Raw genomic sequence first — 17,631 nt, forward strand, 5'->3', positions numbered from 1 at the left:
TGGCGGTTGAGTAGATGGTTCTGGCTGCGACGGGGCGCTTTCCCCGTACTCGCCGACGATTCGCGTCGGCATCGCGTTCGATCGATCGACTCGGGGAACAGGCGCTGTTCTTCGCGAGAGCCATCGGTTGGGCACCGCGCGCCTTGATTCACTACCGACGGGAGACACTGCGGCTGATCGCCGAGATCAGTATGGGCACGGGTGCGTTGGCCGTCATCGGTGGCACCGTCGTGATCGTCGGGTTTCTGACACTGTTCACAGGCGGAACCATCGCCGTGCAGGGGTTCAGTTCGCTCGGCAACATCGGTGTCGAGGCACTCACCGGCTTTTTCGCGGCATTCATCAACGTGCGCATCGCGGCTCCCGTCATCGCGGGAATTGGGCTGGCGGCAACGATCGGTGCCGGCTCCACCGCCCAGCTCGGGGCGATGAGGGTCTCGGAGGAAATCGATGCGCTGGAGACGATGGCGATCCCATCGATCCCCTACCTGGTGAGCACCCGCGTGATGGCGGGAATGATTGCGATCATCCCGCTATACGCTTTGGCGGTCATTGCATCGTTCGTTGCGAGCCGATTCGCTACGGTCGTGCTCTATGGCCAGTCACCCGGCGTGTATGACCATTACTTCTCGACGTTCCTGATACCAACCGACATCTTGTGGTCGTTTGCGCAAGCCATCGTGATGGCGATCGCGATCATGCTCATCCACACCTACTACGGCTTCAACGCCTCCGGCGGTCCGGTCGGAGTCGGTGTCGCTGTCGGTAACGCGGTGCGCTCCTCGCTGATTGCCGTCGTTACCGTTACCCTGCTCATCTCGCTCGCCATTTACGGCGTGTCCGGCAACTTCAACCTCTCGGGATAGGACCGCCGGCAGATGACTGACTCTGGATTGAAGAAGAAGCTCGCAGCGTTGGTACTCGTGGTGAGTATTCTTGCGATCGTCGGGGTTTCCTTGGCAATGTTCAACGGGACCTTCACCAAGTCTGTTCCTGTCACCGTCACCTCCGACCGCGCCGGACTGGTGATGGACCCTGACGCCAAGGTCAAACTGCTCGGTGTCGAGGTCGGTCGCGTCGGATCAATCGAGCACATCACCGACGGCGCAGAGTTGAATCTCGACATCTACCCCGACATGATGTCGTTGATTCCCTCGAACGTGTTGGTGGACATCTCTTCCACCACCGTGTTCGGCGCAAAGTATGTGAACTTCACGATGCCCGCCGAACCGGCGCCCACTCATCTCGAGCCGAATGCAGTAATTGCATCCGATAGTGTCACCGTCGAGTTCAATACCGTCTTCCAGGATCTTTCCGATGTGCTGGCCCAAGTGCAGCCCGAGAAGCTGAACGCCACGCTCGGCGCCATCTCCACTGCGCTGCGCGGGCGAGGTGATGAACTGGGCGCTCTCCTCGAGCAGGGAGACGAGTATCTGACGAAGATGAACCCGACTCTTCCCCAGCTGCAAGAAGATCTGTCCAAGGCGGCCCAGGTTACCGCCGTGTACGCCGATACCGCTCCTGACCTGCTGAAGACGGTCGACAACGCAACGGTGACCAGCCGCACTCTCATCGACGAACAGGGCAACCTGGATGCGGTGCTGCTCAACGTCATCGGACTGTCCGATACCGCCAACACGCTGCTCAGTGAAAACGAGCAGAATGTGGAATCCGTCCTCGACCTCCTTATCCCGACGACGGGACTGCTCAACGAGTATTCGCCCGGTTTCACCTGCTTCATCGTCGGACTGAATGACCTGATCCCACTGGCGGAAGAAATAATCGGAGGCAATCAGCCGGGCATCGCCATGAATGCCGGCTTCGTGTACGGGCAGGAGCCGTACACCTATCCGAAGGACCTGCCGAAGGTCAATGCGACAGGGGGTCCGGCTTGCCATGGGCTTCCGAATCCCGACCCGAATGTGAATGCGAAGTTCGTGGTGGCCGATACCGGAACGGTGCCGTTCGTGCCTTCGACCGAGGTCCAGGTGAACTTGCCGAAGGTGTTCCAGCTGCTGTTTCCGGGCGTGTATCCCGAGCAAGGCGGGCGGTGACTGTGCGAGCAACCTCGGTCAAGCTGCTGATCTTCGCGACGGTGATGTCGACAATCTTCGCCGGCCTCGCCCTGGTGTTCAGTCAGTACCGGTTCGGTAGTTCCCACGGCTACCATGCCGTGTTCACGAACGTCTCCGGACTCACGGCCGGCGACAAGGTGCGAATCGCGGGCGTTCCGGTCGGCGCCGTCGAAAAGGTGAGTATTGACGACGACAACCGTGCCTCGGTCGATTTCACCGTCGACACCAAGTATTCGCTGTTCGACGGAACCAAGGCGACGGTGCGGTACGAGAACCTGGTCGGCGATCGCTACATGGAACTTCTCGAAGGCGCGGGTTCGGTGGAACCACTGCCCCCCGGCGCAACGATCCCGGTCGAGAACACCTCTCCCGCCCTTGATCTCGATCTGCTCCTCGGTGGGTTCAAACCGCTGCTGCGGGCACTCGATCCGCAGCAGGTCAACGACCTGTCCGCGGCGCTGGTTCAGGTGTTCCAGGGGCAGGGGGGAACGCTGGTGTCGTTGCTCGGCAGCACGAGTTCGTTCACGAACACTCTGGCCGACCGGGACGAATTGATCGGCGATGTGATCGAGAACCTCAATGAGGTCCTCGGCACGATCAACGAGCGTGACGACCAGTTCGGATCGACATTGGACTCGTTGCAGCAGTTGGTCAGCGGACTTTCGCAGGACCGTGAGCAGATCGGCGACGCGATCCCCCGAATTTCCGGGGCCACCGGGGATCTCGCGAATCTACTCGAGGGCGCGCGACCCCCGCTGCAAAGCACGATCGCCGAAGCCAACCGGACCGCCACTCAGCTCCAGGCGGGAGAAGCGGACGTCGATTGGGTTCTGCAGAACCTGCCGGAGGCCTACCGGAAGCTCATCCGAATCGGCACGTACGGCAGCTTCTTCCAGATGTATGTCTGCACAGTCAGGTTCAAGTTCTCCGGACCCGACGGAGCTGATCTGCTCCTCAACCTGCCGGGTGGTCAGACGACGGGGAGGTGTGCACCATAGCCATGAAGAGGCAACGCGATCCCGTACAGGTGGGAGTCATCGGTCTGGCCGTGACGGCCATGGTCGTGATCGCCACCCTGCAATACGATCAGCTGCAATTCCTTTCGGGTGGGACGCAGTACTCGGCCAGTTTCGAGGATGCGGGTGGGCTGTTGGCCGGTGACCCTGTGACGCTAGCCGGCGTCGACGTCGGGAGTGTTGCGGACGTCGAACTCGACGGACAACAGGTGCTCGTCACGTTCACAATCGAGGATGACCTCACCTTGGGTGATGCCACCGAAGCCAACATCAAGACCAATACCGTCCTCGGACGCAAGTCTCTCGAGATCACATCTCGCGGTCACGACACCATGCCGGTGGGGTCGACGATTCCGTTGGAACGCACCAACTCTCCCTACTCGTTGAATGATGCGCTCGGTGATCTCACGACGACTGCGGCAGAACTGGATACCGACGAGCTCAACGCGGCGCTGGATGCGATGTCCGGCGCGCTGGAGAATACGCCGCCTGAACTACGCACTGCCCTGGACGGGATGACCCGGCTGTCCGAGAGCATCAATTCTCGGGACGAGAGTCTGCAGCAACTACTCGAGCGCGCAGAGAACGTGACAGGAATCCTCGCCGAGCGCAGCGATCAGATCAACTCCCTGATCATCGATGGGAATCTGTTGTTCGCCGAACTCGACGCGCGCCGAGCGGCGATCAGCCAATTGATCGTGAATATTTCAGCGGTGTCGCGGCAACTGACCGGTCTCGTCCTGGACAACCAGGAGCAGATGAAACCGACACTCGACAAACTGAACTCGGTGGTCGACGTTCTGCAGAGGAACAACGACAACATCGCGCAGGCTCTAGAGGGTCTCGCACCGTACGCGACTCAGCTCGGTGAGACGGTAGGTAGCGGACCGTTCTTCATGGCCTACGTCTACAACATCGGCATCGGCAATCTACTCCAGGGGCTGAGCGATGCGGTGACCTGGCCGGAGCACCTTCCGAATGACCTCGAGGCCTTCACGGAGTCGGGTCCGTCCTTCGAGTTGAGAGAGCCCCCGCGATGACGAACACGGATGCTGGTCGCACGAGGAGAACGTGGTGGATCAGGGCGGGAGTTGCTGCTGTCGCGGTGTCGCTGGTTGTTGGCGCCGCGGTGATCTTCGTGCCCAGGCTCTTCCAGAGCACGATCACCGCGGACTTCCCGACCACGACCGGTCTGTATGCCGGAGACGACGTTCGCGTCCTGGGTGTCAAGGTGGGCACGATCGACAGCATCGAGCCAGGCACCGACTTCGCGCGGGTCACGATGTCCGTGGACAAGAGCGTCGAGATTCCAGAGGACGCCTTGGCCGTCATCGTCGCGCCCAGCCTGGTGTCGGGACGGTTCATCCAGTTGACGCCCGTGTACGAGGACGGGCCGACGATGAGCGACGGCGCGAGCATCCCGATCGACCGCACCGCGGTGCCCGTGGAGTGGGACGAGATCAAGGCAGAACTGACCAAGCTGTCGGAGGCGCTCGGTCCTCAGGGCGCCGACCCTCAGGGCGCGCTGGGTACGTTCATCGACACTGCTGCCGAGAATCTCGAAGGAAACGGTGAGTCGCTGCGCAGCACCCTACGAGAGTTGTCGGAGACCATGCGGATCCTGTCGGACGGCCGTACCGACCTCTTCTCGACCGTCCGCAACCTGCAGACGTTCGTGTCGGTGCTGTCGTCGAGCAACGAGCAGATCGTTCAGTTCGAGGGCAGGCTCGCATCGGTATCGAGCATGCTCGCCGACAACTCCGATGAACTCGGAACAGCTCTGAACGATCTCGACATTGCGATCGGTGACGTCAACCGGTTCGTGACGGAGAACCGGGCAGGCCTGAGTGAACAGGTGGCCCGTCTCGCCGACGCCACCCGGGTGCTCGCCGACAAGCGGCCGCAACTCGAACAGGTTCTCCACGTTGCGCCTACGGCGCTTGCCAACTTCAGCAACATCTACAAGCCGGCGCAGGGGTCGGTGGTCGGTGCCATTGCGTTCTCCAACTTCGCGAACCCCGTCAACTTCATGTGCGGCGCCATCCAGAGTCTGGAAGCCAATCAGTCAGACCGGAGCGCGGATCTGTGTACGCAGTACCTGTCCCCGGTGCTGAACTCGCTGACGGCGAACTACCTTCCCGTTCTGACCAACCCGACCACCGGGCTGAATGCCTACCCGGACCAGATCGTGTACTCCCCGCCCAGCTTGGAGGCATCCATACCGCCGCAGTCCGCCCCGCCTATGAGCTTTGCAGGGATGCCTACGGTCGACATATTCGCGGACCTGCAAGACCTGCTCTTGCCGGGAGGTGGGCGATGACGATGCATGCGCGCGCTCGTCGAACCGGCTTCGTAGCGGCTGCGGTTGCGTTGTCCCTTACGTTGAGTGCTTGCGAGTGGGAAGGATTGAACTCGCTTCCATTGCCGGGCACGGAGGGACGGGGCGACGATGCCTACACGGTCGAGATCCAGATGCCCAATGTGACTACGCTGTCGCAGAACTCACCGGTGCGAGTGAACGACGTAACGGTGGGCACAGTGACGGGAATCGAAGTTCAGGACTGGCATGCTCTCGTGTCCGTCTCGATCAACGGTGACGTCGAGTTGCCCGCCAACGCGACTGCCAAGATCGGTCAGACGAGCCTCCTCGGCTCGCAGCACCTAGAACTGGCTCCGCCTGTCGACACCGAGCCCGAAGGAAGGCTGGAGAACGGTGATGTCATCCCGATCCAGCGGGCAGGTGCCTACCCGACGACGGAGCAGACATTGTCATCGTTGTCGGTGGTACTCAACGGGGGTGGGATCGCCCAGATCCGTGACATCACGCAAGAACTCAATGCCGCACTGGACGGGCGAGAAGAGTCGATCCGGGATCTGCTCCCACGGCTCGATGAGCTCGTCACCAGCCTCGACCAGCAAAAGGGCGACATCATCGGTGCGATGGAGGGGCTCGACCGGCTGTCGGGCACGGTCAATGCCCAGAAGGACACCCTTGACGCGGCACTGGAGAGCATCCCGCCCGCACTGGACGTGTTAGTGGACCAACGCCAGAATCTCACGACCGCTCTGGTCGAGGTGGGCAAGCTCAGTGACACCGCGAGTCGGCTGGTAGAGAGCAGTGGTGGGAATTTGACAGCGAATCTGCGCAATCTCACACCGGTCCTGCGGGAACTTGCGGACTCCGGGAGCGCGCTCACCGAGGTGCTGACCCTTCTGCTGACGTACCCGTTCCCGATGAAAACGTTGGACAGAGTGATCAGGGGGGACTACGCGAACCTCATGATGACGATCGACATGACCAACGAGCGCATCGACAAGAACTTCCTCTCAGGGACGGCGCTCCAGGGGTCACTCGGTGGCGTCGAGGGTGCCGTGGGTGCGCTTGCCGGAGTGGCTGGTGAGTCGAGCGATCCGTTGCGAGCGCCGCTGCTGCCGCCGGCGGATCCGGCACCTGCACCGCCGGCGATTCCCGGGCTACCGCAGATACCGGGACTAGAGCAGATACCGGGACTAGAGCAGATACCCGGACTGCAGATACCCGGGTTGCCGCCGCTACTGGGAGGGGTGCCGGCACCATGAGAATGACGCGGTTCGTCCGAATTCAGTTGATTCTCTTCTCGATTCTCACCGTCATCGGCTTGACGGTGATGTCTATCCAATACGTGAAGGTGCCGATGTTGCTCGGCATCGGGCGCTACGAGGTGTCTGTGCAACTGCCTGCGACGGGCGGACTGTACCCAAACGCGAATGTCGCGTATCGCGGCACCAACATCGGCGTCGTCGAGGAGGTCACACTCACCGGTGCCGGTGTCGATGCACGAATGTCGCTCGACAGCAACTACAAGATTCCGGCCGACGTCGACGCAGCCGTCAAGAGTGTGTCGGCGATCGGGGAGCAGTATGTCGATCTGATTCCGCGAGTCGACGACGTCGATGCCGACGGACCGTATCTCGCGGACGGAGATGTGATCCCAGAGGACCGCACGAGTATCCCGCAGGATGTCGGCGAGATGCTCGACCAAGCAGACGTTCTGCTTGCAAGCATTTCGGATACTCGTCTCCAAACGGTGATCGATGAAGCTTTCACCGCGTTCAATGGGTCAGGGCCCGAGTTGCAGCGACTCATCGACTCGGCGCGACTCTTCGTCGAGGAGGCGGACGCGAACAGTGAGGAAACCCGAGACCTGATCAATCAGGCAGCCCCCTTGCTCGATACACAGATCGTCAGCAGCGACGCGATCCGTTCTTGGACACGGGATCTGACGACCTTCACCGATCAGCTGCGGGCAAGCGATCCAAATCTGCGGTCTGTACTCGAGAAGGCACCGGGAGCGACGCAGGAAACCACTCAGTTGTTCCAGGACTTGCAGCCGACCCTGCCGCTCCTGCTCCGGAATCTGGTGAGCGTCGCTCAGGTCGGGGTCATCTACAACAAGAGCATCGAGCAGGTTCTGGTGATCTACCCGCCCCTGACCGCGGCGCTCGTGACATCGGCGACAGGTGGGCCGGTCGAGGACGGTGCGATCGTCGACTTTGCCCTTCAACTGACCGACCCTCCGGCGTGTACCACGGGATTCCTGCCCGCGGACCAGAGGCGTAGCGGCGACCAGACGAACGTGATCGACACACCGAACAACCTGTACTGCAAGGCCGCCCCGGACGACCCGTCCGTCGTGCGCGGTGCGCGGAATTTGCCGTGCATGGAGTACCCGGGTCGCCGCGCACCGACCGTCGAGGCATGCCGTGACGGTGGCTGGGAGGCGGTGGGCAACAACCCACCCTACGGGCCGGTCATGCCCCCGGATGTACCTTCATACATTGCGGTTCCGAGTTCCTACGAAGGTGACGCAGGTGCACCGGTCTCAACGGTTCCCTACGATCCGGCTACCGGTAGGTTCATTGGTTCGGATGGAAAGACGTACACCCAACCGGATCTGGCGGGGCAGGGAAAGGATTCCACGTGGCAGACGATGATGATCGGTCAGCAGCTCTGAGTGTCGCCACAGATGGGCGCACAGCGGGCTCCGAGGAAGAGTCGCTGATGGTGGAGACGACCACGCGGAAGAGCCGGAGCAGGCGAAGGGCCGTCCGTCACGCGGGTCCGCCGGTGGGGGCGACGGAGGCTCCGAAGCCAGTCGTGCTGACGAAATCGGCTGATCCGATCGGTGAACCCTCTATCCCTGAAACCGCGACGGGGCGAATTGCGACGAATGGGACATCTTTCGCGTCAGTTGCGGCACCGATGGCGCCGCCGGCCGGCAGCGCATCGCCGGCTGCGGAAGAGAGGCCCCACAGTAGGCCGAGGTCGTCTCTCGGGTGGGGACTGACCGGATTGCTGATTGTCGCGCTCCTCGCCGCAACGGTGGTTCTGCTGTTCGATCACCGTTCCGCGCAGGAGCGAGACAATCGCCGCCAAGCGTTCGTCGACACCGCCCGGCAAACCGTACTGAACCTCACCACCATTCACCCCGAGACTGCGAAGGAAGACGTCGACCGGATCGTTGCCGGTGCGTCCGGCCAGTTCCTCGAGGAGTTCCAGGGCCGTGAGGAACCGTTTGTGGATGTCGTGAAAGCCGCTGATGTGACCACAGACGGCGAGATCATCGAGGCGGGCATCGAGTCGGAGACGAAGATCTCGGCGAATGTACTGGTGGCCGCCCGAACAATGGTGACCAGTGCGGACCAACCGGCACCCTCACCGCGCGACTTCCGAATGCGAGTGACCGTCAGTGAAGTCGATGGCAAATTGACCGCATCGAAGGTGGAGTTCGTCCCATGAGTGAGAACAATGCTGGGAGGCCGACCGAACCAGTGGCCGTCGGAGGCTGGGCGAAGTTCGCTGGGAACAACCAGATGGCGCTGAAGATTGCTGCGGTGGTTGTGGTTGTCGCACTCGCTGCGGCGGTGGGTCTTCTCTCGTTCAACCGTTGGCAGGACGGGTTAACGCAGCAGGCACGCACCGATGCCGTCGAGGCCGCACGGGATCAAGCCGTGGCGATGCTGGCGTACGACTTCACCGACGTCGACAACCAGTTGGCTTCTGCTGCAGATGGACTCACGGGCGAGTTCCGTGACGAGTACACCAAGCTCGTGCAGGAGACCATCGCTCCAGGTGCCAAGGAGAAGCAGCTCACCGTGCAGGTATCCGTCCAGGCTGCTGCTCCTGTGTCGACTACGCCGACCGAGGCTGTGGTTCTGCTGTACCTCAACCAGATCACCACGAGCGCCGAGGCCCCCGAGGCCAGGACGTCGGGCAGCCGGGTTCGCATGTCGTTGGAGAAGGTCGGAGATCGCTGGCTCGTCGATCAGCTCACCCCGGTGTAGAGCGGCGTCCGGTCACTCGGTGCGCCGAGTCAGTTCCTCTCGGTGGTGCTTTCGGAGTAGCTGGATTCGGCGGCCTCGTCAGGCTCGATCAATGCCGGACCCGCAATGCCGCTGTGAGCGAGGGCGTTGAGGAACGACTTGGCCCACCTGTCGACATCGTGGGTCAGGACCTGCCTACGCAGGGCACGCATGTGGCGGCGGCCGTCGTCGCGCGATTGGAACAGGGCCTGCTCCATCGCATCCTTGACGCTGTCGAGGTCGTGGGGGTTGCACAGGAACGCTTGGCGCAGTTCGGCCGCTGCGCCGGTGAACTCGCTGAGCAGCAGGGCCCCACCGAGATCGCTGCGGCACGCCACATACTCCTTGGCGACGAGGTTCATGCCGTCGCGTAGCGGTGTCACGAGCATCACGTCGGCGGCGACGAAGAATGCGATCAGATCGTTTCGGGGGATCGGCCGGTGCAGGTAGTGCACCACCGGTCTGCCGACCTCCGCGTACTCGCCGTTGATCCGCGAGACCATACGCTCGATGCCGTCGCGCATCTGCACGTAGCTGTCGACTCGTTCGCGGCTCGGCGTGGCAAGCTGCACCATCACCGTTTCGGCTGGATCGAGCCGATTCTCGTCGAGTAACTCCTTCAGTGCCGAGAGACGGACGTCGATGCCCTTGGTGTAATCGAGGCGATCGACGCCGAGCATGATGTACTTCGGGTTGCCCAGTTCCTTGCGGATCTCTCGGGCACGGTCCCGGATGGCTTTGGACCGCGACATCTCGTCCAGCTGCCCGGAGTCGATGGAAATCGGAAACGCACCGACACGTACCGTGCGGAAACCTACCTGCACGACGCCCAGCTTGGAGCGGACACCTACGTTGGCGCGGGATGTCTGCTGCCCGGCCAGTCGCCGCGCCAGGAAGAGGAAGTTCTGAGCGCCGCCCGGCAAGTGGAAACCGATCAGGTCAGCGCCGAGGAGACCCTCGACGATCTCGGTGCGCCATGGCATTTGCATGAACAGTTCCACCGGTGGGAACGGAATGTGCAGGAAGAAGCCGATGGTGAGATCTGGGCGCAGCATCCGCAGCATTTTCGGCACGAGCTGCAACTGGTAGTCCTGGACCCAGACTGTGGCGCCTTCGGCTGCAGCCTTCGACGTGGCCTCGGCGAAACGGCGGTTGACCTCGACGTAGGTGTTCCACCAGTCACGGTTGTACTCGGGCTTGACGATGACGTCGTGGTAAAGCGGCCACAGGGTGGCGTTGGAGAAGCCCTCGTAGTATTCCGCGATCTCCGCCGAGCTCAGTGGAACCGGGTAGAGCTCGAGTTCGTCCTCGACGACCGGATCGAGTTCGGCGTCTGCAACGCCCGCCCAACCGACCCACGCGCCCTTGTTGCGCCGCAGGATCGGCTCCAGCGCCGTGACGAGACCACCCGGGCTGCGTTTCCAACGTGTGGTGCCGTCCGGAAGGCGTTCGAGATCGACCGGGAGTCGGTTCGCCACGACGACGAAACTGGCTTGCTCGGAGACAAGATCAGCTCCCGAGCTCGAGGACGGTTCTGACGATTCCGAGCGTGCGGCCACAGGCTTCCTTCGTAGTCGAAGTAGAGGAGGACTATCTCAGTCGAGCTTCGTGGGTCCGATGCCCAGCATGGCGAGCAGCATCCTGCACTCGTCCGCGTTATCGGCGTAAGCAGCAACAACGCGCTGCGCCTGGTGGGCGGTCTCGTCGGCCAGGGGTTCGAGTTCCTCGTCCACGGTGTCGTCTTCGGCGGCCGTCTTCGCAACCATCATTATTCCTCTCGGGCTTACATCTGCGTCGCGCGCAGAAGTGCGTACCGGCGACTCTATGAGAACCGGGCACGTCGACGCCAGTTGTGTATCGGCTAGGGTTCATTCGGTTAGGGTCCACTTACTTTATTGGTGGGCGTGAGACCCCGGTGTTTGGAGTAGTGCGCGTGAGAACTGGTGGCACCGCAATTCTGTATCGCAGCCTCGTACGGAACCGCGGTCGGCTCGGGATCGGCACCGTTCTGGTCTGCGCCCATCAGGTGGCAGAAACACTGGTCCCGGTGTTGATCGGGGTGATCGTCGACCGGGCCGTCGCGACCGGCGACGTCTTCGCCCTGACGGTGTGGCTGTGCGCTTTGGCGCTGCTGTTCCTCGTCCTGACGGTGTCGTGGCGTTTCGGCGCACGCTTCGTCGTCGTGGCCATGCAGAACGAAGCGCATCAGCTGCGAATGGAGGTGGCGCACAAGATCCTCGACCCTCGTGGTGTGCGGACCGATTTGCGGTCGGGCGAGTTGCTATCCGTATCCACATCCGATGCTGACCGGGCCGCCTGGATCGCGGATATCGCACCACGTGCAGCCGCGGCCCTTACCGCGGCAATCGGGTCGGCCATCGCCCTGCTGGTAATCGACGTGCCGCTGGGACTCCTCGTTCTGATCGGTACCCCTGTCATTCTCGGACTCCTCCAACTTGCGGCGCCGTTGATCACTCGCAGAGCCACCGAACAGCAGGCTGCAGTCGCACGGGCATCCGCAATGGCTACAGATCTGGTGAGCGGCTTACGTCCATTGAGGGGAATCGGTGCCGAGGGGCCTGCGTCTCGGCGATACCGGAAGGCCAGTCGTGAGGCCCTGGACGCCACCCTCCATACGGCGAAGAGTTCCGCGGTCTTCACTGGGGTGTCGATGACAGTCAGCGCTCTGCTGGCCGTCGGGGTCGCTGGTGTCGCGGGCTGGTTCGCACTGGAAGGCCGCATCACCATCGGCGAGTTGATCACCGTCGTAGGACTGTCCCAGTTCTTCATCGAACCGCTCGGCGAACTGGCGGGCCTGCCCGGACTCCTGGCAATCGCACGCGCGTCAGCGGGGCGTCTCGCGCTGGTCCTGGATGCACAGCCAATGCTCCCCGCCGGGTCCGGACAGACACTCGACGGCAGTGAACTGAGGCTGACCGGTGTGTCGTACCGGTCGCTGAGTGCCGTTGATCTGCAGGTCGCGCCCGGCGAGTTGCTCGGCATCGTGGCCTACCGTCCCCAAGATGCCGAGGCCCTGGCTGCGTTGCTTTCCGGACAGGTTCCGCCCGACCGCTACGACGGTGAGTTGACGGTTGGAGGAGTGCGCTTGTCGGATGCGGATCTCGCGCAGGCACGTCGGACGTTACTCGTCGAGCCGCACAACGGTGACTTGTTCTCCGGAACACTCGCGTCGAACGTGACCGCGGGCAGACCGGACGCCGTGTCATCCGAAGTGCAGGCGGCGCTTGTCGCCTCCGCCGCAGGCGACGTAGTCGAAATCCACCCCGCAGGACTCGACCATGAGGTAGCCGATCGTGGGTCGTCCTTGTCCGGCGGGCAGCGCCAGCGGGTGGCTCTCGCGCGCGCACTCGTGTCGAGGTCCCCGGTGATGGTGCTGCACGACCCGACGACGGCCGTGGATGCGGTCACCGAGCACGCGATCGCACGGGGGATCGCGGATCTGCGACATCGCGACAGCGCGAGGGGACAGACCACGATCCTCGTCACCAGCAGTCCTGCCCTGCTGTCCGTGACCGATCGGGTCGTGGTGCTCGACGGGGGGATGGTCATCGCTGAGGGTGTGCACGCCCAATTGGTCAAGGAAGACGCACACTACCGGCAGGCGGTCGTGCGATGAGTGAGCTGCTGCCAGTCGCAAACGCACGCGGAACCTGGGGTTGGCTCGCTTCGGAACTGGGCAGGCGGCGAACCAGGAGCTTGTGCACCCTGGTGGTAGCCGCCACAGCGGCCGGCATGGCGCTGGTGCCCGTCTACGTGTTCGGTGTTCTCGTCGACCGAGTTCAAGGCGGTGCGCCGCCGTCGACCATCGGCTGGGTCGTTGCGATAATCGCGGGGGCCGCGATTGTCGGCGGTGTATGTGCCGGGTTCGCAACCTTCCTGATCCGCAGTGTCGGCGAGAGAATCCTCGCGGATCTGCGCGAGCGCGCCGTCCATCGGGTGTTGCGGTTGCCGATTCAGACCGTCGAACGTGTGGGTAAAGGTGACCTTCTGTCGCGGGTAGGCGATGACGTCGCGGTTATCGGCAAGGCAGTGACCGATGTGGTGCCCAACCTGGTAACCGCCGTCCTGCTGGTAGTGCTGAGCATGATCGCAATGCTCGGCATCGATTGGCGGCTCGGTCTTGCGGGCATGGTGGCGCTGCCCATGTACGCAGTGGCGATGCGCTGGTACCTACCACGGTCCGCGCCTGTCTATGCCGCGGAACGCGTCGCGATGGGTGACCGCTCCCAGGCATTGATCAGCAGCATGCAGGGCGCCCGCACCGTGCGCGCCTACAGTCTCGAAAAGAGCCATCTGGCGCAGATCGACGGCGCGTCGGGCAGAGCGCGCGACTTGTCGGTCGGCGTGTTCTCTTTGTTCACTCGGCTGGTGGGGCGCGGCAACCGTGCCGAGTTCGTGGGGCTGGCTACCATTCTCGCCACCGGTTTCGCACTGGTGAACGCGGACATCGTCACCGTCGGGCAGACCACCGCCGCCGCACTGCTTTTCCACAGGCTGTTCAACCCGATCGGCATGTTGATGTACACGTTCGACGAGGTGCAATCGGCGGGCGCCAGCCTGGCGCGGCTCGTTGGCGTCGTGGACCTCGAAGACGAATCCGGCACGGAAGCGACCGTGGTTGAACCGAACAGGGATGCGTCGCTCGAACTCGTCGACATTCGCCACTCCTACGACGGTTGCCATGAGGTGGTTCACGGCATCAGCTTGTTCGTGAAGCCTGGTGAACGAGTCGCCTTGGTCGGCTCGACCGGAGCGGGAAAGAGCACCGTCGCGGCGATCGCGGCAGGGTCGATCTCCCCGACTTCCGGTTCGGTGACAATCGGCGGAACTGCCCTGTCGGATCTGGAATCGACGACTCTCCGGCGCCGGGTTGCCATCGTCAGCCAGGAAGTTCACGTCTTCGCTGGACCGTTGATCGAAGACCTTCGGCTCGCGGCCCCGGACGCTTCAGAGGAGGATGCGGCGATCGCGCTGAAGACTGTGGGCGCGGGCGCTTGGGTGAGCGCACTCGATGACGGTATTCGGACCGTGGTCGGAGAAGGCGGGCACGAACTCACCGCGGCGCAGGCACAGCAGCTGGCCCTGGCCAGGCTGGTTCTTGCTGATCCCGCTGTTGCTGTTCTGGACGAGGCCACCGCAGAGGCCGGCAGCGCAGGCGCGCGTGAGCTGGAGGAGTCCGCTCTAGCCGCGACCCGCGGACGGACGACGTTGGTTGTCGCTCACCGATTGACCCAGGCGGCCAACGCCGATCGGGTCGCGGTGCTCGAACACGGGCGGATCGTCGAAGAAGGATCGCACGCACAGCTCGTCGCGTCAGGCGGTCGATATGCCGAGTTGTGGTCGGCTTGGGAGGGGCGGTAGCCACCGCGTTGTCGGAGCTGCTGGGTCCCCGCGGTGTGCGTCAGTCCACCGTGATGGTCAGTCCCACGTTCATGGTGTTGACGTCGGCATCGAGGTCGCCGGCCTGGTCGTGCAGCGTGGTCACGGTCAACTGCGTCAGGTACTGCTGTGAGCTGTCGGTGATGACGGTGTAGCGCGTGGTGGCGGACAGCGACCATCGATCGGCTGTGTAGACGCCCCGGATGAACGCTGATGGGTGACCTTGGTAGGGAAAGCGATTCCACTCGGACTCGCGCCAGTCCCGAAGTCGTCGGGAGTCGGTGAGTGCGCACGCCAGTAGCTGGTCGGTATCGACTGTCGGTGAGAGCGCACCGTGCATGAGGGCGGCATTGGGGAACCAATTTTCCGCTTTGTGAGCGGGATTGACGAGGACGGTGTGGGCACCCGGCGCCAATGCAGGTGGGACGAGTATCCATCCGGGGAGTTGGGGAATGGAGACCGCGACGGAATCGGCGGCGTCGGGCTCGCATGGGGTACACGTCACCTGGTGTTCGTCGAGATATTCCTGCATGGTCATCTCGTCAGAAGCGGTCGGGAATTCACGCATTGGATACAGCCTTTTTCGCTTGTCGTGTGGCCGTCAGCCCAGCGACCGCGGTACCACCAAGGGCGGTGATCAGTGGCAACCCAGTGTCAGGTAGGCGCATTCGTGCACTGTCGTGGCTCGAGGCAATCGCGGAGGTCTCCAGGTCCTCGTCCTCCCGAGATCGAGAAGATTCCCGAGTTGTCGGATTCACTGCCTCGGCGAATCGCGGCAGCATCTCGACATCGACGTTCAACGAACAGCCCCCCAAGTTCGGTTACCCCGGCGGATAACCTAGCAGGGAGCTACTTGCAGTAACCCCCGCCGTGTGGGAAGAAGTCGGTTCCCGCGAGTTCGGTGCCGTCGTCGAGGCGGACGCGCTGAATCTTCAGTCCTTTGTTCTTGCCGGTGCGGGCGTCGGGGCCGGCAACAATGACCATGCCGTCGCCTTCCCGGATGAAGACACGCCCGGGCGTCCCGCCGTAGTTTCCCTTGGATACCGCGGCCTTCAAGACCCGGATGCGCTGTCCCTTGTAGTGGGTGAACGCGTTCGGGTACGGATCGGACTGTGCGCGGACGAGGCGCTCGATGGCGTCGGCGGGCCAGGTCCAGTCGATGTGGCTGTCTTCGGGTGCGCGCTTGTGGAAGAACGTGGCTTGCGACCGGTCCTGTGGTGTCCAATCGGTGCGCCCGGACGCGATGAGGTCGAGTGCGTCGAGGGTGATCGGGCCGATCATCTCGACCGTGCGGTGGAACAGGTCGGTGACGGTGTCTGTCGGTCCGACAGGTGTCGACCGCTGCAAGACGATGTCACCGGCATCGAGTTCCTCGTCCATCAAGTGTGCGGTGAGGCCGACCTCTTCCTCGCCGTTGATGAGTGCCCAGATCAGCGGAGAGAACCCGGTGTACTTGGGCAGCAGGGAGTCGTGGATGTTGAGGGTGCCGTAGCGCGGGGCGCCGAAGACGTCCCTTGGCAGCCATGTGCGCCAATTGTTGGCGACGAGGATGTCGGGGTTGGCTCGCTCGAGCGCTGCCTTGAAGCCTTCATCCGGTTTGGTTGCGATGTGGACCGGAACCTCGTGTGCGGTGGCCAGATCAGCGACCGAGTCTGCCCACATCTGCTCGTAGACATGATCACTCTTTGGATGCGTAATGGAGAGGACTACGTCGTGTTCCGACTCGAGGAGGGCCTGCAGGGTACGGTGACCCCAGGTTTGATATCCGAGTGTGGCGACTCTCAACACAGTCCTCCTGGACGAGCTTGTCGATCAAGCCGCATATGAGCGGCAGCGGAGCCAGCTTAGGCTATCCAACCTAAATTGGTGAATCGCCGCTTGGAAGGAAGTAGACATGACGATCGCTACGATCAACGGAATTCCTCTGAACTACCAGGTCAAGGGGTCCGGCGATCTTGTGGTGCTCATCATGGGAACCGGCAGTCCGGGCCGCGTATGGGATTTGCATCAGACGCCGGCGTTGATCGATGCGGGCTACAGCGTCTGTACGTTCGACAACCGTGGCATTGCACCGTCGGGGGAGAGCGTCGACGGGATCACCATCGAGGACATGGTCGCCGACACGGCGGGGTTGATCGAGCATCTCGGTGGCAGACCGGTTCGCGTCGTCGGCACGTCGATGGGTGCCCGTGTCGCTCAGGAACTTGCGTTGTCGCGCCCCGACCTGGTGCAGAAGGCGGCGTTTCTCGCTGGTCATGCCCGGATGGATTACTTCCAGAAGACGTTGAGCGAGGGTGAGCGCGCACTGTACGACAATGGGATCGAGTTGCCGGCCAAGTACCAGGCGGCGGTTACCGCGGTGATGAATCTGTCGCCTGCCTCGCTCGTCGACCCGCATACCGCCCGCGACTGGCTCGATCTCTTCGAGTTCAGTTCCGGCAAGATGTCCGACGGAGTGCGCGCGCAGATGGAGATGGACCGTTCCTTCGATCGGCGCGAGGCGTACCGGGGGATTACCGTGCCGTGCCTGTCCGTCGGGTTCGCCGACGACCGCATGATTCCGCCGTACCTCTCGCGAGAGGTGGCCGAGGCCATACCGTCCGCGCGATACTACGAGATCTCGGATGTGGGTCATTACGGCTACCTCGAACAACCCGATGCCGTGAACAAGGTGCTGTTGGAGTTCCTCGCAGGGTGAAATAGTGCCTGGGTGACGACTCTCGCACAGGTCCGGACGCTGCGAACCGGGTTGGTATCGATGGGTAGCCTAACCTAAACTCCTTGAGGGACTCGTCGTG

At 62.8% G+C, this 17,631-nt stretch carries 16 protein-coding genes; 12 read left to right on the forward strand and 4 right to left on the reverse strand.

What is annotated here, in order from left to right:
* Nucleotides 1-14 precede the first annotated feature (14 nt).
* From AB0I57_RS13515 to AB0I57_RS13555, 9 genes are read left to right on the forward strand one after another with little or no spacing between them, the layout of a single operon-like run.
* Nucleotides 15-866: an ABC transporter permease gene (locus tag AB0I57_RS13515; RefSeq protein ID WP_358335651.1), complete on the forward strand. Its 852-nt coding sequence runs from the start codon at nucleotides 15-17 to the stop codon at nucleotides 864-866.
* 12 nt (nucleotides 867-878) lie between these two features.
* Nucleotides 879-2,054 carry an MCE family protein gene (locus tag AB0I57_RS13520; RefSeq protein ID WP_358335654.1) on the forward strand — a complete coding sequence of 392 codons (1,176 nt, stop codon included), beginning with the start codon at nucleotides 879-881 and terminating at the stop codon, nucleotides 2,052-2,054.
* Nucleotides 2,051-3,073 (forward strand): MCE family protein, encoded by a 1,023-nt coding sequence (locus tag AB0I57_RS13525; RefSeq protein ID WP_358335657.1) that lies wholly within the window; start codon nucleotides 2,051-2,053, stop codon nucleotides 3,071-3,073. Before AB0I57_RS13520 ends, AB0I57_RS13525 begins: the two co-directional genes overlap by 4 nt.
* A gap of 2 nt (nucleotides 3,074-3,075) precedes the next feature.
* A complete protein-coding gene (locus AB0I57_RS13530) occupies nucleotides 3,076-4,131 on the forward strand; it encodes an MCE family protein (RefSeq protein ID WP_358335660.1) in 1,056 nt (351 codons plus the stop codon).
* Nucleotides 4,128-5,411 carry an MCE family protein gene (locus AB0I57_RS13535; protein ID WP_358335663.1) on the forward strand — a complete coding sequence of 428 codons (1,284 nt, stop codon included), beginning with the start codon at nucleotides 4,128-4,130 and terminating at the stop codon, nucleotides 5,409-5,411. Before AB0I57_RS13530 ends, AB0I57_RS13535 begins: the two co-directional genes overlap by 4 nt.
* Nucleotides 5,408-6,670 carry an MCE family protein gene (locus AB0I57_RS13540; RefSeq protein WP_358335666.1) on the forward strand — a complete coding sequence of 421 codons (1,263 nt, stop codon included), beginning with the start codon at nucleotides 5,408-5,410 and terminating at the stop codon, nucleotides 6,668-6,670. The genes AB0I57_RS13535 and AB0I57_RS13540 overlap by 4 nt, the downstream gene beginning before the upstream one ends.
* Nucleotides 6,667-8,085, forward strand: a complete 1,419-nt coding sequence (locus AB0I57_RS13545; protein WP_358335669.1) for an MCE family protein — start codon at nucleotides 6,667-6,669, stop codon at nucleotides 8,083-8,085. The genes AB0I57_RS13540 and AB0I57_RS13545 overlap by 4 nt, the downstream gene beginning before the upstream one ends.
* On the forward strand, nucleotides 8,052-8,870 hold the full coding sequence (locus AB0I57_RS13550; RefSeq protein WP_358335672.1) for a hypothetical protein: 819 nt from the start codon (nucleotides 8,052-8,054) through the stop codon (nucleotides 8,868-8,870). The genes AB0I57_RS13545 and AB0I57_RS13550 overlap by 34 nt, the downstream gene beginning before the upstream one ends.
* On the forward strand, nucleotides 8,867-9,415 hold the full coding sequence (locus AB0I57_RS13555) for a h domain protein (protein WP_358335675.1): 549 nt from the start codon (nucleotides 8,867-8,869) through the stop codon (nucleotides 9,413-9,415). Before AB0I57_RS13550 ends, AB0I57_RS13555 begins: the two co-directional genes overlap by 4 nt.
* A 29-nt stretch (nucleotides 9,416-9,444) precedes the next feature.
* Here AB0I57_RS13555 and AB0I57_RS13560 read toward each other — a convergent pair whose 3' ends face one another.
* On the reverse strand, nucleotides 9,445-10,992 hold the full coding sequence (locus AB0I57_RS13560) for a trehalose-6-phosphate synthase (RefSeq protein ID WP_358335678.1): 1,548 nt from the start codon (nucleotides 10,990-10,992) through the stop codon (nucleotides 9,445-9,447).
* 36 nt (nucleotides 10,993-11,028) lie between these two features.
* Entirely contained in the window at nucleotides 11,029-11,199 is a 171-nt protein-coding gene (locus tag AB0I57_RS13565; RefSeq protein ID WP_358335681.1) for a hypothetical protein, read from the reverse strand.
* A 167-nt stretch (nucleotides 11,200-11,366) separates the two neighbouring features.
* On the opposite strand from AB0I57_RS13565, the gene AB0I57_RS13570 reads away from it, so the two are divergent.
* Both AB0I57_RS13570 and AB0I57_RS13575 read left to right on the forward strand, forming a co-directional pair.
* A complete protein-coding gene (locus AB0I57_RS13570; protein ID WP_358335684.1) occupies nucleotides 11,367-13,070 on the forward strand; it encodes an ABC transporter ATP-binding protein in 1,704 nt (567 codons plus the stop codon).
* Nucleotides 13,067-14,815 (forward strand): ABC transporter ATP-binding protein, encoded by a 1,749-nt coding sequence (locus tag AB0I57_RS13575; protein ID WP_358335687.1) that lies wholly within the window; start codon nucleotides 13,067-13,069, stop codon nucleotides 14,813-14,815. Before AB0I57_RS13570 ends, AB0I57_RS13575 begins: the two co-directional genes overlap by 4 nt.
* 40 nt (nucleotides 14,816-14,855) lie before the next feature.
* Here the strand turns inward: AB0I57_RS13575 and AB0I57_RS13580 are convergent, their stop codons facing one another.
* Entirely contained in the window at nucleotides 14,856-15,401 is a 546-nt protein-coding gene (locus tag AB0I57_RS13580) for an LpqN/LpqT family lipoprotein (RefSeq protein ID WP_358335690.1), read from the reverse strand.
* A 281-nt stretch (nucleotides 15,402-15,682) separates the two neighbouring features.
* Nucleotides 15,683-16,618: a methionyl-tRNA formyltransferase gene (locus AB0I57_RS13585; protein WP_358335693.1), complete on the reverse strand. Its 936-nt coding sequence runs from the start codon at nucleotides 16,616-16,618 to the stop codon at nucleotides 15,683-15,685.
* 109 nt (nucleotides 16,619-16,727) lie between these two features.
* Between AB0I57_RS13585 and AB0I57_RS13590 the strand changes: the two genes are divergently transcribed.
* Nucleotides 16,728-17,531, forward strand: a complete 804-nt coding sequence (locus tag AB0I57_RS13590) for an alpha/beta hydrolase (protein WP_358335696.1) — start codon at nucleotides 16,728-16,730, stop codon at nucleotides 17,529-17,531.
* Nucleotides 17,532-17,631: the final 100 nt, after the last annotated feature.

The sequence above is a fragment of the Rhodococcus sp. NPDC049939 genome (genome assembly GCF_040656415.1).
Classification (GTDB): Bacteria; Actinomycetota; Actinomycetes; order Mycobacteriales; family Mycobacteriaceae; genus Rhodococcus_F.